This is a genomic window from Opitutia bacterium KCR 482 (genome assembly GCA_029269845.2).
GTDB lineage: Bacteria > Verrucomicrobiota > Verrucomicrobiia > Opitutales > Intestinicryptomonadaceae > Merdousia.
On the sequence record CP149973.1, the window covers coordinates 984146 to 1005026 of the forward strand.

Below are 20881 nucleotides of genomic sequence, written 5' to 3' on the forward strand. Positions count from 1 at the left end.
CGTTTTTCGAAAAGTTTTACGGCAAACTCCGCGTTTGTCAAGACGCTATATGGCGCGAATTTGTCTTGAAAAGAAAACGCTTTTTAAGGAATATACGAGAATGCGAAGGATTATTTGCGCCGTATTGTGCGCGTCGATTTACATGCAGTCGGTCGAAGCCGCGCCGAACGCGAATCAGGCGGCGGGGAAAATGCCCGAAACCGCCGCGCCCCTCTCGACATCGGAGAAACGGCGCACGGCGGAATATCTGGAATCGCTCGGAAAATCGGCGCAGTCGGCTCTCCGCGCGGGAATGCCGTCGCTCGCAAAGGCGATTGTAGGCGACGCAATCGAATCGGGAAACATTCCCAAAGAGCTTGAATCGGGCTTCGACGCAATACTCGTGGACGCGCTGATTGCGCAGGGCGTGTTCGAGGACGCAAAAAAACTGTTCGCAAAAATAGACTCGAAATCCCCCGCCGACAAAATCAGAAGCGCATTGATAAACGTCGGCATGTTCAACGCAAACGCCGCCGCGGCGGACTTGGAGGGAATAAGCCCAGAAAAGCTCGGCTCAGACGAGCTTCCGTGGTATTTCATAGCATCGGGCTACATAGACTACGAGCGCGGCGACACGCGCAAAGCCCTAGAAAACTTCGAAAAGGCGAAGAAATCGGCGGACTTCCCCGCGACAATCGCCGACGTCGAAATAGCCGAAACTTTCTGCAAAATGGACGGCGCCGACACGGGCGAAAGCCCCGAAACGCTCGCAAAAAACCTCGGCGAAAAGGTAAAAATCTACATGGGAACGCCGCAGGGCTTCCAGCTCGCAAAGCAGTACGCCGCCGCCCTCTACAAACTCGGCAAGCGCGAGGAGGCAATAGAGCAGCTCGAAGCCCAGCTCGAAATCGAGCTTGCGTCGGAGCTTGACAAGGACGAAATCAGAATCGTCGCCGCCGCGATGACAAAAAGCCCCGAAAAACAGCTCGACATGCTGCGCGGAATTCTGCGCGAAACCGCGTCGCCCGCCGTCTGCGATTTCGCCCTCGCGATGTACGCAAAAAACGCGTCGGCGTCAGCGGAGAACAAGCGGAAATTCTTGGAGGAACTTCTCGAAAACGGCTCGGAAAAAATACGCGACAGAATCTACCTCGAGCTCGCGAAAGCCGCAATAGACCTGCGCAACGGCGCGGAGGCGTCGAAATTCGCGGGGAAGCTTGTCGACGAATTTCCCGCGTCGAAATACAAAAGCGACGCGCTCAGAATCCTCGCGTGGACGGCGTTCGCCTCCGCCGCCGACAAACTGCCCGAATACAGGCTTGCGGCAAAACACCTCGAATCGCTCGCCGAGCTTGAAAGCGACCCGCAAAAGGCGCGCGAAATGAAACTGCTCGCCGCCGACTGCTTCTACCTCAACAAAGACTACGGCACGGCGGCGAAACTCTATGCGGAGCTGATGGACACTATGGTGTCGAAGCGCGGGGTAATCCTCAACCGCGCGATAGAGTCGTACCTGCTGCGCGGCGAGGAAAAGAGCGCGGTCGAACTGCTCGACGCCGCATACGGCAAGAGCGGCGTGGGCGACGACGCCCTCTGGAACGCCGAGTGGAAAATAATTTCGCGCTTCCGCGCAAACGGCGAAAGCGCGAAGGCTCTGGCGAGAATCGAACGCGCTGCGAAATCGACGCGCTCGAAACAGCTCCTCGTAAAAATGCAGTGGCTGCTTGCGAGAATCACGGAGGAATCGGGCGACACGCAAAAGGCGGTCGAACGGTGCGACAAAATCCTAGCCGAACTCGCGAACCCCGACTCCGCCGACAAAAGCACGCGCGAAATCGTGGCGTCGAACGCAATGCTCATGAAAGCCCGCTGCCTCGAAACGCTCGGCAAAACCGACGAAGCCGTGGCGGTCTACAAAAGCTTGCAGGAAAAATATCCGCAAAGCGACGCCGCAAAAGTCTCATACCTCTACAACGCGAGAACCGAGGCGGGGCGCGGAAATTTCGCCGCCGCACAGCAGCTCTGCCGCACGCTCGCCGAATCCGACCCCAAGGGCGACTACGCCTACGACGCCGTCTCCGACGCCGCCCAGTACGCCCGCAAAGTCGGGCTTGAAGCAGACTACAAAAACGCGCTCAAAATGCTCGACAAACTTTGCGCCGACTTCCCCGACAGCCCGCGCAACTTCTACTCGCGCCTCGCGCAGGCGGAAATTTTGCGCCTGCTGAACGCATTTCCCGACGCCCGCAAACTTTACGAGGAAATCATCAACAACTACCAGTCGCACCCCGAAATACACCTCGCGTGGCTCGGACTCGGCGACTGCGTACTTGCCCAGCCCACGCGCGCGCTCAACGCCGTCGCGATTTTCGAGCGCATCTACGCACTCCCCGAAAGCTCGCCCGCGACGAAAGCCGAAGCCGCGTTCAAATGCGCCTACGCCCTCGAACGCGCGGGGCGCACGCGCGAGGCAAACGAAATGCGCTGGGGCACGGCGCGGCAGCTCCTCGCCGAAAAGCCCGCCGACGCCGCGGCGAAATACTGGGTGGGGCGCAGCCTCTACGCGCTTGCGGGCAACCTCGAAGCCGCGGGCGAAAAGCGCGACGCCCGCGCGGCGTACGAACTCATTGTAAAATACAAACTGCCGTCGCAAATGGCGGCAAAGGCGAAACTGGAAAAACTCAATTAATTTTATGCAGAAACTCATCGACATCTTTTCAATGGGCGGCCCCGTAATGATACCGCTTGCGGGCTTGGGCTTCGTGGGGGCGATAATTTTTCTCGAACGCCTGCTCTACCTGCACAAGGGGCAGATACGCGCGGTCGAGTTCGTGTCGGGCATAAAAACCGCGCTCAAAAACAGGCGGCTTCTCGAAGCAATCACAATTTGCGACGAAAGCTTCGGGCCGATTCCGCGAATCGTAAAAACCGCCCTGCTCAACATAGAACAGCCGCGCGACGTCATGGCGCAAAGCGTGGCGGTCGCCGCGCAAAACGAATTCGCGCTGATAGACAGGCGCGTGGCGAGCGTCGCGCTCGTGGCGAAAGTCGCGCCGCTGCTGGGGCTGTTGGGGACGGTCGTAGCGCTTCTGCAAAGCTTCTACACAATGTCTAAAAGCGGCTCGTACGCGACCGCCGCGGAATTTTCGGGCTATGTCTACGCCGCCCTGCTCTCGACGGCGTTCGGGCTTCTGATTTCGATTTCGGGCTGGCTTGCGTACAGCTTTCTCAACAGCCGCGTGCGCGCGCTCGCCCACGACATCGACCTTTCCGCGAACGAAATCCTGCTTTTCATCAACAGGGGCATGCCCGAAAACGAAAACCTGCACTTGAAGGGAAAGGACGCAAAATGACGATTGTCGACGTTTCGTCGAAAGTCAGGCGCGAGCGCATAACGCTTTGCTCGGCGGCTCTTGCCGACGCGCTTTTAATCGCGCTGATGTTTACGGTGCTCGGCTCCAAGTTCATACTCGCTCCGGGGTTCGCGGTGGACTTCGGCGGAGACTCCCTGCCCGCGGCGAAATCGCCCGACGCGGCGGTCGTAGACGGAGATCTCGACGTGCTCAACGCGAACGGAAATTCGATGGTGATTTTCGACGGCGCGATTTTCAACGCCGAAACTTTCGCAAGAAAAATGGCGACGGAAAAAAAACGCCGCGGCACGCTGCTCGTCAAGGCCGACAAAAACCTCGACGCGCAGACTCTGCTTAATATTTGCGAGTCGGCGCGCGCGGGCGGATACACAAAAATCCACATCGCCGCCCGCCCCGAAAACCCCTAACAGATGGACGACGCCCGACAGAAACGCCACACAACGCTCGTTTCCGCGCTCGCAACATGCGCGGCGGCGGCGGCGTTTTTTGCGTTTTTCCCCGACGTCTCCCCCGAATGCAAAGACCCGAAAGAGCCGCAAACGCTCGCGTCGATTTCGACCGACGGCGAGGGATTTTTCGGGCTTGACGAAATCGCCGACTTCGCCCCGCTTTTCCTGCCCACAAGGCGCAACGCCTCCGCCGCGCCCCGCAAAATTCCGCAACCAGCGGGCTGGGACTTCGGCAAGAGCGATTCCGACACCCCAGCCGCCGCCTTGCGCTCGCCCGAATTTCTGCCGAACGCCGAAAGCGACATGGCGCGGGGGCGCAGCGCATTCATGAGGGCGGTCATGCGCAACTTCTTTTCGTCGTACGGCCGCGCAAACTTGGACATTCCCCAATCGGACGGCTCGGCGACATTCAAGCTTGTCGATTTGAACACGGGCGAAACCGTAAGAACCGCGCCCGTAAAATTGAAGTCGCCCAACAAAATGTACGCCGTCGCCGAGTTCAAAGTCTATATAGAGCGCGACGGCTGGGCGATGAAGCCGCTCGAACTGCAATCGTCGGGCGACGAGCGCAACGACGCCGAACTTGCGTCAATGCTGACCTCCGCAAAGCTCCTCAAAGGCGCGGAGAAAGGCGAGTACAGGGCGGTTTTCATACCCTGATTTAGGCGGGCAGCCGAATAAAATTCCGCTCCGCCTATGCGCGCCGCGCCCGCGCGCCATGTCGCTTTCGGCGTTCGGCAGAAAATCCAGTCGGCGCAAAGACATGCGCCTAAAAAAACGCCCGTCGAAAACTCGGCGGGCGTTTTGCGGAATTTGCGGCGTCTACTTGCGGGCGTCGATAATCCTGAAATTCTCCAAGTGGTAGGACGGGTCGGCGCGGAACGTCAATTTGAGGTTGTACGCCTTTTCCAGATTGATGAGGTGTTCGTAGTCTTCCGTCTGCAAGCGTTGGAGGTTGTCGGGGTGGAGCAGAATGAGCAGCGCAAGCTCGCCCACGTTTGCGTTGTTTGCCCGCATAGACCTGCATGTTGCGACAATCTTGCGCTGTATTTCCGCGCTCATCGTCCGCGCCGATTTCACAATGCCCTTGCCGCCGCAATACGGGCATGTCGTGTAAATGCCGCTCGAATTGCTCTGCGCGTGGCGCTGGCGCGTCATCTGCATGATGCCGAGCTGCGAAATCGGCAGAACTTGGCTCTTTGCCTTGTCCTTTTCCATTTCGTCTTTCAGGCGTTTGTAGACCGCCTGCCTGTCCTTGCGGCTCTTCATATCGATTGTGTCGATGATGACAAGCCCGCCCAAGTTGCGCAGGCGCACCTGACGCGCCGCCTCTGTTACGGCTTCGAGGTTCGCCTGCAAGATGAAGTCTTTGCCGTCCTCGCTCTTGCCTTTGTGCGAGCCTGTGTTTACGTCGATTGCCACAAGCGCCTCGGTTTCGTCGATTACGATTTCGCCGCCCGACGGAAGCGGCACGCGACGCTGGAATGTCTGCGCGATTTGCCGCTCGATGTTGTAGCGTTCGAAAATCGGAATGTTTTCCTTGAAGAGCTGGATTTTACTGCGGGCGCGGCGCGAGATTTCCGACACGGAACGCAGAATGCGCTCGTAGTCTTCGCGGCTGTCGATGAGGATTCTGTCGGTCTGTTCGGTGAGGAAGTCGCGGACGGTGCGCTCTATGAGGTCGGGCTCTTTGTAGATGGTCGCGGGCGCGGGGACGGTCTCTATGCGCTGCTGGATTTTCTTCCAGATGTTCAGTAGCATGTGGAGGTCGCGCACAAAGTATGTCCAGCGTTTGCCCTGCCCAGCCGTGCGGACGATAACGCCCATGCCTTCGGGCACTTTCATCGACTTCAAAATCTTCTTGATGCGCTCGCGCTCGGCTCTGTCCTCGATTTTCCTCGAAATGCCGAACTGCCCCGCGAACGGCATGAGCACGAGGTAGCGGCCGGGAATTGCGATGTTCGTCGTTACGCGCGGGCCTTTTGTGCCGATTTGCGTCTTGGTGATTTGCACGATGATTTCCGTGCCTATCGGGAATTTTTCGGGAATGTCCTTCGTCGAAAACTTCTGCGCCTTTTTCTGTTCCTTGCTCTTGTTTTCGCGGACGACTTCGTAGGAGTTGTCGGTCGTCGTCGGGAAGATGTCCCAGTAGTGGAGGAACGCGTTTTTGGGCTGTCCGATATCGACGAACGCCGCCTTCAAGCCGGGCTCGAGGTTTTGGATTTTCCCCTTGAAAATCGCCCCGACCATGCTTTCGTCGCCGTTGCGCTCGATTTCGAATTTCTGCATCACGCCCTCGACAAGCAGCGCGACGCGTTTTTCGAAAGGCTCCACGTTGATTACGATTTCGCGGTAGGGTTCGTCTTCGCGTTTGAGAAGTCTGATGATTTTTTCGAGAAGCGGACGCTTTTTTGCGCGCAGCTTCGCCTCCTGATTAAGCTGTTCTTCGGGAATAGGCTCGACTACCTCCTCCGCGGGACGCTTTGTCAAATCATAGTTTTGGTTTTCCTGTTTCATGGTTTCGCTTTAATTTTGGATTAAGCGAAACTTTTGCCTTTTCACGCATATTCTTTTCTGTGTCGGTATACGCTTTGAACGAGACCGAGTAGTATGCAACACGTCAAAACAAAAGTTCCGCCATAACTTAACATTGGCAGGGGAACTCCCGTAATCGGCATAATGCCGATGGTCATTCCCACGTTTATGAAAGTGTGCGTCATGAGTATTACGCCGATTCCCGCGCACAGATACCTTCCGAACCCGTCGCGCGAAAGTTGCGCAGCCCCAAGACAGCCGTAAATTATTATTATCGCCATCAATACGACGGCGACCGTCGCCCCGAAGAACCCCGATTCCTCGGCGAGCACCGAAAATATGAAGTCGTTATACGCGACGCTCGACGGCAGATAGCCCAGTTTTGCCTGAGTGCCTTCGGCGTGCCCCTTCCCGAAAATGCCGCCCGACCCGACCGAAATCAGGCTCTGCCGCTGGTTCCAGCTAACGCCGTTCCCCTGGGGGTCAACGACTTCGGGAGCAATGAACGCCAAAATTCTGTTGCGCTGGTAGTCTTTAAGCGGCAGTGTCAGAGCCGCCGACGACCCGTATGCGTTAGCGTTCGCCGCCGCCTCCGCCGACATATTGTGCGACTTCAAAAACGCGTTGTATCCGCAAATATCCGCCGCCACCACGCCTATCAGCAGCCCGAAAAGGAGCGCGCCGACTGCGAAAAACCTCTTCGGGAGGTTCGATATGTAGAGCATGGCGAAAAGCATTGGAAAAAATACGAGAGTAGAGCCTAAGTCTGGTTGCAAAAAAATCAACAAAATAGGAACTAAAAATACCGCCGCTATTTTCAGCCAGAATTTCAAATTTTTCTTTCCGTCGTTGCGGGCGAACATCGCCGCCGCCATTATGCACGTCCCGATTTTCGCGAATTCCGACGGCTGGACGGACACCGCCCCGAAGTCAATCCAGCGCGTCGCGTTGTAGCGGCTTTCCACAAACGGTATCGGAATTCCCAAATTTTCCTTTAACGCAAGCGGAATCAGCAGAAGCAGCGACAGCGCGTAGATTGCGTTGGCGTAGGTGAAAAACACCTTGTAGTCTATCCACGCAAGAAAGACGTACACGGGCACCCCCGCGAACACAAAATAGCATATCTGCTTGACCCAAAACTGTTTGGCGAGCGGAATTTCGTCTATATTGTAGCTCTGCGCGGAGTAGATGAACGCCACCCCCATGAGAAACAGCAGGAACATGCAAAGCGGAACGACGAAGTCGGTCTTGACTCCGCCGCGTTCGGGCACTGTTCCGTATATTTCCCTGTCGAGTTTCATCGCGCCCTTACCGACATGTATTTTTCGACATCTTCGACTGCCCGACCGCCGCGTTCGGCGTAGTCGCGAACTTGGTCCCGCCCGATTTCCGCCGAAAAGTATTTCGCCGACGGATTGGCAATCCACAACGCCGCGACAGACGACTTCGGCGTCATCATGAAGTTGTCCGTAAGTTTTATGCCCGCCGACTCTTCGAGCGAGAGCAGTTTTTCGAACTTCGCCTTTTCGGAGTGGTCGGGGTATGAAGCGTAGCCCGCCGCCGCGCGGACGCCCGCGCGTTCTTTGGGAGAGTCCGAGAACACCGCGCGTTGCGCGTAGGTCGAGAGAGCCTCGGCGAGCGCGTCGCACAGGGTTTGGGCAATCATGTAGGAATAGTCGTCGCCGGCGTCCTTGAACGATTTTGCGAACGCCTCCGCCTCGCTCCCGACCGTAGCCGCGAAGGGAGCTACGTAGTCGCCTTCGGGGGCTACGTAGTCTGCAAGGCACAGGCACTCTCCGCGCGAGTTTTCGACCTGCGAGCGCACGAGCGACAGCGTTTCAATCCGCGTCCCGTTTTCGAAAAGCGCGATGTCGTCGCCGTCGGGCTTCGCCTCGAAAAATCCGACCCTGATTCTCGGCTTCGCGACCTCCGCAAGCCTTTCGAGCATTGCGAGGGTGTCCCTGCAAAAGTCCTCCGTCGCCGCCCTGTCCTTCACGCCCCAAGTCCTGAAATACATGTTCCACGGAATGTCGGGCTTCAACTCCGACACGGGAACGCCGATTGTCCGCACGCCTGTAAACGGCGGCTTTTCTACGTGGGAGAAATCGCAGACCGCCTTTTTGGAACGCGCCTCGGCAAGCGGCAGAAGTTTTTTGTGCGCGGGCGGGTTGGCGTGCTCCGCCTCGTATTTGTCGCGCAGAGCCTGCTGGGCGGCGGCTATTGAAAGGGCGAACGCCTCCGCCTTTCCGCCCATGGTGAAGTCGGCGCAGACGCCCGCCGACGCGCCGGCGTCCTCCACGCGCACGACCGTTCCCGAATAGAGCGGCGCGAGTTTCACCGCCGTGTGGAGGTCGCTCGTAGTAGCCCCGCCGACGAGCACGGGCACTCTTATGCCGGCGCGTTCGAGCGCGGAAATTGTGTTCGCCATTTCGTCGAGCGACGGCGTGATAAGCCCGCTAAGCCCGATTACCGCAGCGTCGCGGGCGGCTTCGACGATTGCCTCGGGCTGAACCATCACGCCCAAGTCCTCCACGCGGAAGCCGTTGCAGCCGAGCACTACCGAAACTATGTTTTTGCCGATGTCGTGCACGTCGCCCTTGACCGTAGCGAGCACGACTTTCGGCGCGCTCCCTGTCGCCGACGACTCCATGAAAGGCTCGAGAGCCGCCACCGCCCGCTTCATCACGCGCGCGCTTTTTACGACCTGCGGCAGGAACATTTTGCCCGCCCCGAAAAGCTCGCCGACTTTTTTCATCGAATCCATCAGCGGCTTTTCGATTACCCTAAGCGGCGTTTTCAGCTCCTCCAAAAATTCGAGCGCGAGCTTTGCGGCGGACTCTTCGTCGCCCTTGACGAACGCCCTGTCGAGCCTTTCCTGCGGCGTCGCGTTAGGGTCGTCGCGCGCCTCTTTTTTTTCGGAGACGGCGGCGTCCTTGTAGTCGGCGGCGATTGCAAGCAGACGCTCCGTGGCGTCGGGCGACGAATTGAGGATTACCGCCTCGACCGCGTCGCGCAGGCGCGGCTCTATTTCGTCGTAGGGCGCGAGCATTCCCGCGTTGACGATTCCCATGTCGAGCCCTGCCTCCCGCGCGTGGTAGAGGAACACGCTGTGCATTGCCTCGCGCACCTTGTTGTTGCCGCGCAGGGCAAAGCTGATGTTGCTTACCCCCGCGCTCGTGCGGGCGTAGGGGCATGTGCGCTTGATTTCGCGCACGGCGTTTATGAAGTCTGTCGCGTAGGAGTCGTGCTCGGGCATGCCCGTCGCCACAGTCAGAACGTTTGCGTCGAAAATTATGTCGCGCGGGTCGAAGCCCGCCTTTTCGACGAGCAGTTTGTACGCGCGCTGGCAGACCGAAATTCTGTCGGAAAGCGTCGAAGCCTGCCCGCGTTCGTCGAACGCCATCACGATTGCCGCCGCGCCGAATTTCATAATCTCCCCCGCGTGCGAAAGGAATTTTTCCTCGCCCTCTTTCAGGCTTATCGAGTTGACGACGCACTTGCCCTGTGCGCATTTCAAGCCCGCCAAAACCGTCTCCCAATTCGACGAGTCTATCATCAGCGGCACGCGCGCGATTTCCGGTTCGGAACCGATGAGGTTGAGGAATTTCGACATGCACGCGGGGGAGTCAAGCATGCCTTCGTCGAAGTTGATGTCGATGAGGTTTGCGCCGTTTTCGACCTGATTGCGCGCAACCGAGAGCGCGTCGGTAAACCGCCCCTCCTTGACCATTTTGCGGAACGCGGGCGAGCCCATTACGTTTGTGCGCTCTCCGACGAAAATGAACGGCGCGCCACTGTCGGGAATGCGCAGAAGCTCCAAGCCCGCAAGCGTGAGCGCATCGGCTGTTTTGGGCTTGCGCGGCGCAAGTTTGGCGCACGCCGCAACGACCGCCTCTATGTGCTTGGGCGTCGTGCCGCAGCAGCCGCCTACCACGTTCAGAAGCCCGTCGGCGCAGTATTCGCCGAGGTATTTTGCGGTGTCCGCGGGCATTTGATCGTAGCCGAATTCCGAAAGCGGGTTCGGCAGCCCCGCATTGGGATAGCAGTGGGTGTAGCACTCGGCTATTCTGTCGAAAGTCTCGATGTACGGGCGCATTTTCTCCGCGCCCAGAGCGCAGTTCAAGCCCACAAAGAGCGGCTTCGCGTACCGTATCGACGCGTAGAACGCCTCTATTGTCTGTCCGCTCAGAATGCGCCCCGACAGGTCGGAGACCGTCATGCTGACGGCTATCGGAATTTTCTCGCCGCGCTCTTCGCAGAGGCTCAAATAGGCGTGGATTGCCGCCTTTACGTTCAGCGTGTCTATCGACGTTTCGAGTATGAACAAGTCCGCGCCCGACTCCGCCAAGACCGACATCTGTTCGTAGTACGCCGCGCGGAGTTCGTCGAAAGTTATCGAGCGCGCCGACGGGTCGGACACGTCGGAGGCAATGCTTGCCGCCTTGTTCATCGGGCCTAGCGACCCCGCCACGAACAGCGGCTTTCCGCCGAGCTTCGCCGAGACTTCGTCCGCCGCCGCCCGCGCCGCGCGCACCGCCGCGGCGTTCATGTCGCGCACCAAGTCCTCGCCGATTCCGTATTCCGCCTGCACAACCGAGTTCGCCCCGAAGGTGTTTGTAGTGGCGATGTCCGACCCCGCCAGATAATATTGCCTGTGAATATCCGATATTACGTCGGGGCGCGTGATTGAGAGCAAATCGTTGTCGCCGCGCAGTTCGCCCGCGGTTTTTTCGAGACGCGCGTCGCCCTTTCGGAAGTCCGCCTCCGTCAGACCGCGCCGTTGAATGAGCGTGCCCATGCCGCCGTCGAGAAACACAATCCTCTTCCCGATTGTTTCGGCGAGCAGCGCGCCCCTTTTGGAAAGAGGTAGTTTAGACATCTTTCTTTGCGTTTCCTTTCGCCATGTGGGCGATGAGCCTGTCGTTGAACGCCTTTGCGCCGTCGTGCCCCATGCGGCGCAGAGCCTGCACCATTGCGGCAACCTCCACAAGACGCGCCATGTCGCGGCCGGGGCGCACGGGTATTACAAAATGCGGAATCTGGATACCCAATATGTCGAAATAATTTACCTCCAAGCCCGTTCTGTCTTCGACAACCCCCGGCTTCCATTCGACGAATGTCACCACGATGTCTATCGACTTTTCCATGCGCACGCAGCGGATTCCGAAAAGCTCGGCAACGTTGATTATCCCGATTCCTCGGCACTCCATGTAGCCCCTGTTGAGTTCGTTGCCGCGTCCGAGCACGATTTGGTCGTTGACTTTCACGCAATAGACGTGGTCGTCGGCTACGAGCGAGTGCCCGTGGTCGATGAGCGCGAGGGCGCATTCGCTTTTGCCGATGCCGCTGTCGCCGCGAATGAGAGTTCCGATTCCCTTGATGTCGAGCAGCGTTCCGTGCACCGACATGCGCGGCGAAAACAGCCTTTCGAGCCGCACGAAAACCTCGGCGGAAAACTCCTTCGACTTCATCTTCGTGCGGATAAGCGGCACGTTGTGCGAGTCCGCCGACTCAATCATCGCCTGCGTGGGTTCGAGGTTGCGCGAGATTACCACGCACGGAATTTCGTGCGAAATCATTTCGCACATCACCGCCGTTTGGCGGTCGCGCGAAAGGTCGCACATATACGCCATTTCGCCCGCGCCGAAGAGCTGGATTCTCTTGGAGGCGAAGTTTTTGTAGTAGCCCGTGATTGCCAGCGCGGGGCGGTTGAGGCTCGGCTCGTAGATGATTCTGTCGAGTCCGTTTTTGCCCGCAAGAAGTTCGAGCTGGAGCGAGCCTTCGAACATTTCGAAAAACTCGCGGACTGAAATTTCCTCCGACACTCTCGTTTTGTTGATTCGGTTTTCCATGCCCTACATCGTAAAGTTTTCGCCGAGATAGAATTTTCGGCTCTGGGGGTCGTTCACCAAAAAGTCGCTCGTGCCCTCGCAGAGCACTTTGCCGTCGTGGATAAGGTAGGCGCGGTCTACAATGCTGAGCGTTTCGCGCACGTTGTGGTCTGTTATGAGCACGCCTATGTTTTTCGCCTTCAAGCCGCGTATGATTTCCTGAACCTCCGCAACGCTTATGGGGTCTACGCCGCTGAAAGGCTCGTCCATAAGCAGGAATTTCGGACGCGCCGTGAGGGCGCGGGTAATTTCAAGACGCCTGCGCTCGCCGCCCGAAAGCGTGAACGCCTTTTGCGACGCCAGCTTTTCAAGCCCAAGCTCCTCCAACATCGACATCGTAAAGTCTTTCAGTTCCGATTTCGGCACGGGCAGCGTTTCCGCCACGCCGTAGATGTTTTCGTAGACCGTAAGTTTCCTGAAAATCGAAGCCTCCTGCGGCAGGTAGCCTATCCCCATGCGGGCGCGTTTGTACATGGGCACGTTTGTGATGTCGCAGTCTTCCAGAAACACTTTGCCCTCTGTTGCGGGAACGAGGCCTACAATCATGTAAAAACTCGTCGTTTTGCCCGCGCCGTTCGGGCCGAGAAGCCCGACAACTTCGCCCGCCTCAACGCCGATGTTCACGCCCTTTACGACTCGCCTCTTGCCGTATTCCTTGACGAGGTTTTCGGTGCGTATCGACGATTTTTTATTTTGAAATTCCATGCCCTGCAACATAGCCGAATTACTTTTTTCTTGCAACACTTTTGATGTGTCCGCGCGGGCGTTTTTGAACAATTCCGCCCGCTATTTGCGTTTGGCGCGGAGCGCGGCGTCGGCGACCGCCCACGCATGCACGCACACGCCCGCTGGAATGTATATCATGTACGCCAAGACCGCCCCGAAGAAAAAGCCCGCCGCCTCGTATCCGCGCGACTCGAACAGCTGCCCCAAGCCGGGGAGGAAAACGCTTGCGAGCGCGCAAAGCACAATATTTGACATCGTTTTATCCTTACTTTCAGGTTTTATCTAAAAACAAAAAAAGGGGAGTTCAAAAAACTCCCCCTAACTCCGTTCCGCGGCGCGGAGCGGAAAAAAAAACTATTTGCCCGCGGGCGCGTTTGCGTTGATGCGCTTGATAAGCTCGTCGGTGAGGTCGGCTTTCGGGTCGGAATAGTGGCAGACGCTCTTTTCGATAATGCAGTCCGCCTTCTTGTCTTCGGCAAGCTTCTTTACGATTTCCCTGATTTCTTCGAGGTGGACTTTGCGGATACTGTCGGCGTTCTGGCGGAGTCTTTCGTTAGCCTGCGCGCTGATGTTGCGCATGTTCGCCTCAATCTGCTGGCATTCCACGGCGATGGGTCTGATTTCCTCTTGGAGCTTCTTCTTTGCGTCTTCGCCGAGGGCGGGGTTGTTCGCCTTTTCGAGCAGCGCCTGTGCCTGTTTCGCCTTTTCGTCGTAGGTCTTTTTCATTTTTTCGAGTTCGCCTTTTGTGGCGTCAATCGAAGCCTGAATTTGTTCCGCCGCGGCTTTCGCCTTGTAGTAGTTTTGGTAGGCTCTTCCCATTTCGATGTAGTAGATGTTGGGAGCCGCGTTAAGTGCCGCGCAGGCGGCGAGCCCCGCGATTAATGCCGTTAATTTTTTCATATGTTTTTTCTTTGTTTGTGTTTTTAGTAAGCTGAAAAAGCCGAATGTTCCGAATCCGCGATTTTTTTTTAGAACACCGTTCCGAACGAGAAGTTGAACTGCATGCCGTCGTCGTTGTACGGGCCGGTTTTCCACGGGAAGCCCAAGTCTATGCGCATGGGCGCGCCCATGAGGAGCACGCGGAAGCCGACGCCGAAGTCGGAATTATAGTCCGACGGGTCCCAATCCCACTCGCCCGAATTTACGAAGCCGATGTCGTAGAACACCGCAAAACGCACGGGATTGAAAAGCTCTATCGAATATTCCGCCGACGCGAACGCGAACGTTTTGCCGCCGTACGCCTCGCCCGTATTCGGGTCTATCCTGCCGACTTTGCGGTATTTGAAGCCGCGCATGTTGTAGCCGCCGCCGAGGAAGTACTGCTCGAAATACGGAACGTCTTTGCCGCCGTAGCCTATGACCGTGCCCGTTCTGCCGACGAACGACAGCACCTGATTGCCCGCCTCGAACGTCGGAATCCACCAGCCCGCGCGAGCCTCCACGCGGTAGAGGTTTGTCTGCCCCAGAAGCGGCCCGCCCGCGACGTCCTGAATAAGCTCGAAGCGCGTGCCGCGCGTGGGGGTCATGAGACTGTCGCGCGAGTCGCGCAGGAACGAAAGGCTCACCTGCGAAATCGAGCGTTCGCCGATGTCGCCGCGCCACTCCTTCATGACAGGGTCGGGGCCCGTGGTGAGCTTCGAATCGACGTCGTAAATATCGACAAGTTCGAGCTTGTAGGCAAGGCGGGCTTCGATGAGCTCGTAGACGCGCTTTCTCAAATAGTTTGTCGCGCCGAGGCGGACTTCCGAATAGTAGTCGGAATAGTAGCCCGTGTCGGTGCGGTAGGCGTCGATGCCGTATGCGAGGTTGCGGTTGAAAACCCACGGCTCTTCGAAGCTCACTATAATCTGGTTGCTCTTCAAGCCGATGGACCCGCGGATTCTGAATTTCTGCCCCGCGCCCTGAAAGTAGCTGTCGTAGTTTTCGTAGTCGAAGTTGCTCTGCGTGATTTCGACCGTCGCCACCAAGCTTTCGATTGTGCTGAAACCCGCGCCGAACGTGAGGTTGCCCGTGCGCCCCTCTTTGACCACCACGCGCAGATTGCGGCGGTTGGGAATGTTTGTGGCTTCGGGCGAAAGGTTCACTTCGTCGAAGAAGCGCGTTTCTTTGAGGCGGTTTTCCGAAGACTTCATTCTGGCGAGGTCGAAGACGTCGCCGGGGGCGAGCGCGAGTTCGCGGATTATGACTTCGCTCTTCGTTTTCGTGTTGCCCTGAATGTTGATTGATTCGAGGTAGAATTTGCCGCTCTCGATTATGTCTATCACCAAGTCGATGTCGCCCGACTCCACGTTCGGCTTGCGCTGGGCGCGGACGATTGTGTCTATATAGCCGTATTCGCCGTAGTAGATTCTGATTTTTTCAATCATTTCGTCAACTTTCGACGGCGAGAACACGTTGCCCGTTGTGAGGTCGAAGTACTCCACAAACGGCATGAGTTTTTCGTCGGAGAACAGCTTGTTGTTTTTGAACGAAACCTTGCCGACCTTATACTGCCTGTTGGGGACTACGTTTATGACGATGTCCATGTCGCCGGGGTTGTCGGCGTCGGGAAATTCGAACTTTACTTTCGACTCGTCGATTTCGACGTCGAGGTAGCCGTGGTCGCGGTAGACTTTGCGGAGTTTTTCGATGTCCGCCTGAAATTCCTCGTCCTTGAAGCGTCCGTTGTCGGTGATGTAGGAAATGACGGGAATCCAAGTGTCGGTCTTCATTTCCTTCAAAAGTTTAATCGAGTTAAGCTCGGCGGGATTGTCCTTTGCGAACATGCGCTTCCATAGCTTGCCCCAAAAGCCGTACTGCTTTTCGACGGCGGGGTCGCCCGTGAACCTGATATTTTCGATTGCGATATCCTCGCCCTCGTTGATGTCGAAAATCACCGCGCCCTTGCCCTGCTCGTCGTTGCGCTCTATCGAAAAATTCACCTTTGCGAGCGAGTAGCCCTTTTTTTGGTAGAACGCCTTGATTTTGTCGGCGTCGCGCTTTGCCTGAACTTCGCTGAGGGTGGAGCCGGCGTACGAAGAGATTTCCTCCTGCAATCTCCGCGCCGAATACTCCTTGTTCCCCTTGAACACGATTTGGCTGATTCTGTACTTGGGAACGATTAAAAATTCGATGTCCATTCCGCCGTTTGAAGACGCCGTGCGCGTTGCGTCAATGATGTCGTAAAGCCCCGTTTCGTAGAGCGAGCGTATAGACTGGTCGAGCGATTTTTGGTCGAACTTCATGCCCTTGCGGAGTCTGACATGCGCCGTGATTGCGTCTTCCGAAATCGTCTTCGGGCCTTCGATTTTGTAAGTGATGCGGTTGATTGTGAGCGTCTGCTCGTCAACCGGCTTTCCCGCCGTCTGCCCGTGCGCCGCCGAGCACGCCGCAATCGCCGCCGCAATCGCCGCAACGCGGAACGCGCCCGTCGCGCGTCCGAACGCCGCGCGCGCGGTTTCAAAAATTTTGCCGTTAAACCTGAACATTTTCAGCATCTATGTAATTTTCGTAGCGTGTGCAGCTTCTGTTGAACATGAGCGTGACAACGCCTGTGGGTCCGTTTCTCTGTTTCGCAAGCTCCACCCTAATCAGCCAATTCTGGTTCGAGTTTGCCTCTTCATCTGTGACAGATTTCTTCTGCCTACTCAACAGTAAAATTGCGTCCGCGTCCTGTTCTATCGAGCCGGATTCGCGCAAATCGCTCGGTCGCGGGTTGCGCTGGTCCTTTTCGCTGTCGCGGTTCAGCTGCGCAAGCACTATCACGGGGCAGCGCAGCTCCTTCGACATCGCCTTCATGCCGCGCGAAATTTCAGCGACTTCCTGCTCGCGCGGAAGCGACGGGTCGGAACCGCGCAGAAGTTGGAGGTAGTCTACAATGACAAGACCGAGCTTCCCGCCGAGCTGTTGGTGGAGCCGCCTCGCCTTTGCCCGCATTTCGAGAATCGAAATGCCCGCGGTGTCGTCAATCCAAAGCGGCGCGTTTTTCAGTTCGTTCGCCGTTGTGTTGATGTTGCGCAGTTCCTCGTCGTTGATTCGCCCCATGCCGAGCTTGTGCTGGTCTATCCTCGCGCGGGAGGCTATCATGCGCCCGTACAGCTGTTCGCCCAACATTTCCAGCGAAAATATCAGCGTCGGGAACTGTTTGCGGCCGAACAGCGCGGTCTCCGCTATATTGAGAGCAATCGACGTCTTGCCCGTGCCGGGGCGTCCCGCAACGACTATCATTTCGTTGGCGTGCAGGCCGCGCATCATATTGTCGAGCGCAGTAAAGCCCGTGGGAACGCCCATCAGCTCGCCCTTGTTTTTTATGAGCTGGTTGATTAGCGCGACCGCCGCGGGCACTTGTTCGCTCGCTTTTTTTACCGAGTCGCCGACCCTGTCCTGACTGATGCCGAGAATTTTCTCCTCCACGCCCTCTATGAACATGTCGATTCCGCCGCGGTTCGCGTAGGCGTTTTCGATTGTTTCGGAGCACGCGCGTATGATTTCGCGCATGAAAAATTTTTCGCGGAGAATGTCGAGCCACTGGCGGTAGTGGGCGAAAGTTTCAATCCTGCCCGCAATGTCGTTGATTGCCACTATCCCGCCGACCTGCTCCAGCGCGTTGCGCTTTTTCAGATATTCGGCGAGCACGATTTCGTCGATGCTCGCGCCCTCGCTGAACAGGGCGACCAACGCCGAGTAGATTATTCTGTGTTGCGGCTTGTAGAAATATTCCTCGCGGACTTTCATTGCGACGCACGCGTTGATTACCTCGTTCGTGCCGTCGATTATAATGGACGCCAAAACCCCCGCCTCCGCGTCGAGATTGTGCGGCAGCTCGCGCCCCAACTCGTCGGTGCTTTGCGGTGTTGCGCGTTTTTTGCGCGCGGGTTTCCTGTCCTCTTCTGCCATTGAATTTTTCGTTTCCATGCCGCCACAATAGAGCCGCCGCGCGACAAAATGGGACGAGTCCTTATCTACCGCACAACTCGACGGGCAGTGCGCGCCGCGTCGAGTTGCACAATTCAATCAATTTCCGCCGAAAAGCGGCGAAAACGTCTTAGTTGGATTCTTTCGCGGAATCTTCGATGGGATTCTCGGAAACAACCTCGAAATGAATGTCGATTTTGACGTCCTTGTGGAGCTTGATTTGCGCCGTGTGCTTGCCGAGTTCCTTGACGGGAGCGGCGAGGTGCACAGCCTTCTTCGGAAGCTCGATGCCGCCTTCTGCGATTTTCGCGACGATGTCCGCAACCGTGACCGAGCCGAACATTTTGCCGCCTTCGCCGGTCTTGACCGCAAACGCAATCGACATGCCTTCGATTGCCTTCGAGAGAGCCTGCGCGTTTTCGAGTTCCTTGGCTTCGCGGAGTTCGCGTGCCTTGATGAGCGCTTCGATTTGCTTCTTGTTAGCCTTGCTTACGGGAATCGCGATTTTCTGCGGATAGAGGAAATTGCGCGCATAACCCGCCTTAACCGAAACCTGTTCGCCTTCGCCGCCGAGATTTTCAACGGGCTTGACCAGTAATACTTTGCTTATTGCCATAATTGTGTTGTTTTTAATTTAAAGTTTGTTTGCAAATTTTCCGACAAATCAGAACGGCACGTCGTCGTCTTCGATGTCGTCGTTGGAGGGCGCGCGCTGCTGGCGCGGAGCCTGACGCGCTCCGCCGCGCGGTTGCGGCGCGGAATACTCGGCGTCGTAGCCGCCGTTGCCGCCCGAATCGCGTCCGCCGACAAATTCGAAACGTTCGAGAACCACCATCAATTTGGTGCGCTTCTGCCCCGTCTGCTTGTCTTCCCAAGTGTCCTGACGAAGACGTCCCTCGACGAGTATCGGTTTGCCCTTCGTGAAAAATCTCGCGATGTTTTCCGCCGACTTTCCGAAGCAGTCGATTTCGACAAAACACGTTTCGTCGCGCAAAGAGCCATCTTGCGAATTGAACGAGCGGTTGACCGCTATTGCAAAACGGCAAACGCTTGTGCCGTTCTGGGTCTGCCTCAGCTCCGGATCGCGGGTGAGGTTGCCCATCAAGATTACTTTGTTAAACGACGACATTTTCGTTCCGTTTACGAAAGTTTATTCCGCCATTACCAAAACGCGGTTTACCGTTTTGTCGAGGCGGAGTTTTTCCTTGATTGTCGTGTTCGCGGTCGTCGGGCCTTCGAATGCGATTTCAACATAGATGCCGGCGGGAAACGCGCGGTCTGTCGTGCGGGCAAACGCCTTCTGTCCGAGGTTTTCAACCGACAGAACTTTGCACGAGGCGGATTCCACTACGCCCTTGATTTTTTCGACGAGTGTTTCGACGGGATCGTTATAACCTCTCGTGTCGAGGATAAACGTTGCTTTGTACTTCTTGTTATTCATATTATTGGTTTTGTTAAATTTTTTCGGGAAATTTTTTGCGTCTCACCGACGGTTCACGACGTTCTGCGCGCCCTCGAAACCCTTTGTCAGGAGGAGCGACAGACAGCCCTTCACGTCGAGCGACTTTATCGCCGCCGCATCGCTTTCGTCGAGCCTGCCCAAAACGTAGTCCGCCAAGTCCATCGACTTGTACGGCTTTGCGCCTATGCCTATCCTGATTCGCGCGAATCCGTTTCCGCATTTCGCCATGACGTCGGCAACCCCGTTGTGCCCGCCCGACGACCCGCCGACCGAAAGCTTCATTCTGCCAACGTCGAGCGTAATGTCATCGTAGATTACGGCGGCTTCGGAAATGTCGAATTTGAAAAATTTGAGGATTTTCGCGACGCCTACGCCGCTCGAATTCATATAGCCGTCGGCAAACGCCAACACGAGCGGTTTCGAAGCCACGGAAACTTTCGCGATTTGCGCCGCGCAGTATTTGTCGTGCGAAAATTCCGCGCCGCAGCCGCGCGCTACCTCCCTCAAAACGGATTCGCCCGCATTGTGCCGCGTTCCGACATATTCCGCGCCCGTATTTCCAAGCCCGATTGCGATTTTTAACGACATTTGTAAAGAACAATTCTCCGCCGCCGAAAGCCGAGCCGCCGTCAAACCAGTTAGGTTCAAACAGCACCAAGCCCCGACGCGGCGGATTTTTCAGACTACTTCGCCTTCTTGGCGTCCGCTGCGGGAGCCGCCGCGGGGGCTGCGCCTGCCGCGGCCGCGGGAGCGGCTGCCGCGTCGCCTTCTGCGGGAGCTTCGGGAGCGGGTTCTTCCTCAACGACGATTTCGTTGCAGGTTACCAAGATGTCTTCGAGGTTCGAGGTAAATTCCACGCCTTCCGGAGGAACAACGTCTTTGAGGTGGATTGCTTCGCCGACGTGCATTTTCGAAATGTCGATTGTAATCATTTCGGGCAGGTCGCGCGGGCGGCACTTTACGCGGACTTCGTGTTCGTGGATTTCCACAATGCCGTTTTCGTTCTTGACGCCGGGAGCGTCTGCTTCGCCAGCGAAGTGGAGCGGGAGAACCGCGTGCATGGGCTTGCCGCGGACAACCTCTACGAAGTCGACATGGATAACCTTGTCCGTAATGGGGTTGCGCTCAACATCTTTGAGCATTGCGTAGCGCGATTCCGTTCCGTCGGAGAACTGCATGTCGATGAGAACGGCCTTGCCGCTGATTGCTTTGAGCGCGACTGCAAGTTCCTTTTCGTCGATGAGAAGGTTTTTCTCGCCGCTTTCGCCGTAAATGACGGCGGGGATTTGCCCGCTTTTACGGTAGCGTTTTGCGGAGTTGCCGCCAACGTCTGTTCTTGAAGTTGTGTTGAGATTTATCTGTTTCATTTTAGTGTACTTATATTGAAATTCTTAAAACCTCAGGCTCGGCGTCTTTTTACGATTCGACAGTAAGCCGTTGATTTAAAAGGCGCATACTTTACCCTCCCCTGCGACAAAATCAACAAAATTTTTTATTTATTTTTTATCCACCGCGATTTACCGCCGAAATTCCCGCTTATGTCAAAACAACAATAAAATCCGCGCGTTTTGT

At 56.8% G+C, this 20881-nt stretch carries 18 protein-coding genes; 4 read left to right on the forward strand and 14 right to left on the reverse strand.

The features are described from left to right. The first annotated feature begins 100 nt into the window (after positions 1-100). Genes P3B99_004075 through P3B99_004090 form a run of 4 tightly spaced genes read left to right on the forward strand, consistent with a single transcriptional unit; the run spans position 101 to position 4462 of the window. Positions 101-2668, forward strand: a complete 2568-nt coding sequence (locus tag P3B99_004075; protein WYJ08300.1) for a tetratricopeptide repeat protein — start codon at positions 101-103, stop codon at positions 2666-2668. A 4-nt stretch (positions 2669-2672) separates the two neighbouring features. Beyond that, positions 2673-3332: a MotA/TolQ/ExbB proton channel family protein gene (locus P3B99_004080; GenBank protein WYJ08301.1), complete on the forward strand. Its 660-nt coding sequence runs from the start codon at positions 2673-2675 to the stop codon at positions 3330-3332. Further along, complete coding sequence (locus P3B99_004085; protein ID WYJ08302.1) at positions 3329-3760, forward strand: hypothetical protein; 432 nt, start codon at positions 3329-3331, stop codon at positions 3758-3760. Before P3B99_004080 ends, P3B99_004085 begins: the two co-directional genes overlap by 4 nt. Positions 3761-3763: 3 nt before the next feature. Further along, positions 3764-4462 carry a hypothetical protein gene (locus P3B99_004090; protein ID WYJ08303.1) on the forward strand — a complete coding sequence of 233 codons (699 nt, stop codon included), beginning with the start codon at positions 3764-3766 and terminating at the stop codon, positions 4460-4462. Between the two features lie 162 nt (positions 4463-4624). On the opposite strand, the gene P3B99_004095 is transcribed toward P3B99_004090, so the two are convergent. The 14 genes from P3B99_004095 to P3B99_004160 all read right to left on the reverse strand — a co-directional run bounded on the left by P3B99_004095 (position 4625) and on the right by P3B99_004160 (position 20676). Beyond that, entirely contained in the window at positions 4625-6319 is a 1695-nt protein-coding gene (locus tag P3B99_004095; GenBank protein ID WYJ08304.1) for an Rne/Rng family ribonuclease, read from the reverse strand. Between the two features lie 41 nt (positions 6320-6360). Continuing rightward, entirely contained in the window at positions 6361-7638 is a 1278-nt protein-coding gene (locus P3B99_004100; GenBank protein ID WYJ08305.1) for an FtsW/RodA/SpoVE family cell cycle protein, read from the reverse strand. Further along, positions 7635-11216, reverse strand: coding sequence for a methionine synthase (gene metH / locus P3B99_004105; GenBank protein WYJ08306.1), 3582 nt, complete (start codon positions 11214-11216; stop codon positions 7635-7637). Before metH ends, P3B99_004100 begins: the two co-directional genes overlap by 4 nt. Beyond that, positions 11209-12189, reverse strand: a complete 981-nt coding sequence (gene hprK / locus P3B99_004110) for an HPr(Ser) kinase/phosphatase (protein ID WYJ08307.1) — start codon at positions 12187-12189, stop codon at positions 11209-11211. Before hprK ends, metH begins: the two co-directional genes overlap by 8 nt. A 3-nt stretch (positions 12190-12192) precedes the next feature. Continuing rightward, positions 12193-12933 (reverse strand): LPS export ABC transporter ATP-binding protein, encoded by a 741-nt coding sequence (lptB, locus tag P3B99_004115; GenBank protein ID WYJ08308.1) that lies wholly within the window; start codon positions 12931-12933, stop codon positions 12193-12195. An 81-nt stretch (positions 12934-13014) separates the two neighbouring features. Continuing rightward, a complete protein-coding gene (locus tag P3B99_004120) occupies positions 13015-13209 on the reverse strand; it encodes a hypothetical protein (protein WYJ08309.1) in 195 nt (64 codons plus the stop codon). 99 nt (positions 13210-13308) lie between these two features. Continuing rightward, on the reverse strand, positions 13309-13854 hold the full coding sequence (locus P3B99_004125) for an OmpH family outer membrane protein (GenBank protein ID WYJ08310.1): 546 nt from the start codon (positions 13852-13854) through the stop codon (positions 13309-13311). Positions 13855-13922: 68 nt separating this feature from the next. Beyond that, positions 13923-16421 (reverse strand): outer membrane protein assembly factor BamA, encoded by a 2499-nt coding sequence (bamA, locus tag P3B99_004130; GenBank protein WYJ08311.1) that lies wholly within the window; start codon positions 16419-16421, stop codon positions 13923-13925. Beyond that, positions 16408-17829, reverse strand: a complete 1422-nt coding sequence (gene dnaB / locus P3B99_004135) for a replicative DNA helicase (GenBank protein ID WYJ08312.1) — start codon at positions 17827-17829, stop codon at positions 16408-16410. The genes bamA and dnaB overlap by 14 nt, the downstream gene beginning before the upstream one ends. 148 nt (positions 17830-17977) lie before the next feature. Beyond that, a complete protein-coding gene (rplI, locus tag P3B99_004140; GenBank protein WYJ08313.1) occupies positions 17978-18463 on the reverse strand; it encodes a 50S ribosomal protein L9 in 486 nt (161 codons plus the stop codon). Positions 18464-18511: 48 nt separating this feature from the next. Further along, positions 18512-18976 carry a single-stranded DNA-binding protein gene (ssb, locus tag P3B99_004145; GenBank protein ID WYJ08314.1) on the reverse strand — a complete coding sequence of 155 codons (465 nt, stop codon included), beginning with the start codon at positions 18974-18976 and terminating at the stop codon, positions 18512-18514. Between the two features lie 21 nt (positions 18977-18997). Continuing rightward, positions 18998-19288 carry a 30S ribosomal protein S6 gene (locus tag P3B99_004150; protein WYJ08315.1) on the reverse strand — a complete coding sequence of 97 codons (291 nt, stop codon included), beginning with the start codon at positions 19286-19288 and terminating at the stop codon, positions 18998-19000. Between the two features lie 42 nt (positions 19289-19330). Continuing rightward, the gene (gene pth, locus P3B99_004155; protein ID WYJ08316.1) at positions 19331-19897 is read right to left on the reverse strand and encodes an aminoacyl-tRNA hydrolase; all 567 of its coding nucleotides are present in this window, start codon (positions 19895-19897) and stop codon (positions 19331-19333) included. Positions 19898-19992: 95 nt separating this feature from the next. Continuing rightward, positions 19993-20676: a 50S ribosomal protein L25 gene (locus tag P3B99_004160; protein WYJ08317.1), complete on the reverse strand. Its 684-nt coding sequence runs from the start codon at positions 20674-20676 to the stop codon at positions 19993-19995. Positions 20677-20881: the final 205 nt, after the last annotated feature.

What these genes read in the sequence shown, in the direction of transcription:
- P3B99_004075 (WYJ08300.1), top strand. Translation starts at nt 101, where the DNA reads ATGCGAAGGATTATTTGCGCCGTATTGTGCGCGTCGATTTACATGCAG.
- P3B99_004080 (WYJ08301.1), top strand. Translation starts at nt 2,673, where the DNA reads ATGCAGAAACTCATCGACATCTTTTCAATGGGCGGCCCCGTAATGATA.
- P3B99_004085 (WYJ08302.1), top strand. Translation starts at nt 3,329, where the DNA reads ATGACGATTGTCGACGTTTCGTCGAAAGTCAGGCGCGAGCGCATAACG.
- P3B99_004090 (WYJ08303.1), top strand. Translation starts at nt 3,764, where the DNA reads ATGGACGACGCCCGACAGAAACGCCACACAACGCTCGTTTCCGCGCTC.
- P3B99_004095 (WYJ08304.1), bottom strand. Translation starts at nt 6,319, where the DNA reads ATGAAACAGGAAAACCAAAACTATGATTTGACAAAGCGTCCCGCGGAG.
- P3B99_004100 (WYJ08305.1), bottom strand. Translation starts at nt 7,638, where the DNA reads ATGAAACTCGACAGGGAAATATACGGAACAGTGCCCGAACGCGGCGGA.
- metH (WYJ08306.1), bottom strand. Translation starts at nt 11,216, where the DNA reads ATGTCTAAACTACCTCTTTCCAAAAGGGGCGCGCTGCTCGCCGAAACA.
- hprK (WYJ08307.1), bottom strand. Translation starts at nt 12,189, where the DNA reads ATGGAAAACCGAATCAACAAAACGAGAGTGTCGGAGGAAATTTCAGTC.
- lptB (WYJ08308.1), bottom strand. Translation starts at nt 12,933, where the DNA reads ATGGAATTTCAAAATAAAAAATCGTCGATACGCACCGAAAACCTCGTC.
- P3B99_004120 (WYJ08309.1), bottom strand. Translation starts at nt 13,209, where the DNA reads ATGTCAAATATTGTGCTTTGCGCGCTCGCAAGCGTTTTCCTCCCCGGC.
- P3B99_004125 (WYJ08310.1), bottom strand. Translation starts at nt 13,854, where the DNA reads ATGAAAAAATTAACGGCATTAATCGCGGGGCTCGCCGCCTGCGCGGCA.
- bamA (WYJ08311.1), bottom strand. Translation starts at nt 16,421, where the DNA reads ATGTTCAGGTTTAACGGCAAAATTTTTGAAACCGCGCGCGCGGCGTTC.
- dnaB (WYJ08312.1), bottom strand. Translation starts at nt 17,829, where the DNA reads ATGGCAGAAGAGGACAGGAAACCCGCGCGCAAAAAACGCGCAACACCG.
- rplI (WYJ08313.1), bottom strand. Translation starts at nt 18,463, where the DNA reads ATGGCAATAAGCAAAGTATTACTGGTCAAGCCCGTTGAAAATCTCGGC.
- ssb (WYJ08314.1), bottom strand. Translation starts at nt 18,976, where the DNA reads ATGTCGTCGTTTAACAAAGTAATCTTGATGGGCAACCTCACCCGCGAT.
- P3B99_004150 (WYJ08315.1), bottom strand. Translation starts at nt 19,288, where the DNA reads ATGAATAACAAGAAGTACAAAGCAACGTTTATCCTCGACACGAGAGGT.
- pth (WYJ08316.1), bottom strand. Translation starts at nt 19,897, where the DNA reads ATGTCGTTAAAAATCGCAATCGGGCTTGGAAATACGGGCGCGGAATAT.
- P3B99_004160 (WYJ08317.1), bottom strand. Translation starts at nt 20,676, where the DNA reads ATGAAACAGATAAATCTCAACACAACTTCAAGAACAGACGTTGGCGGC.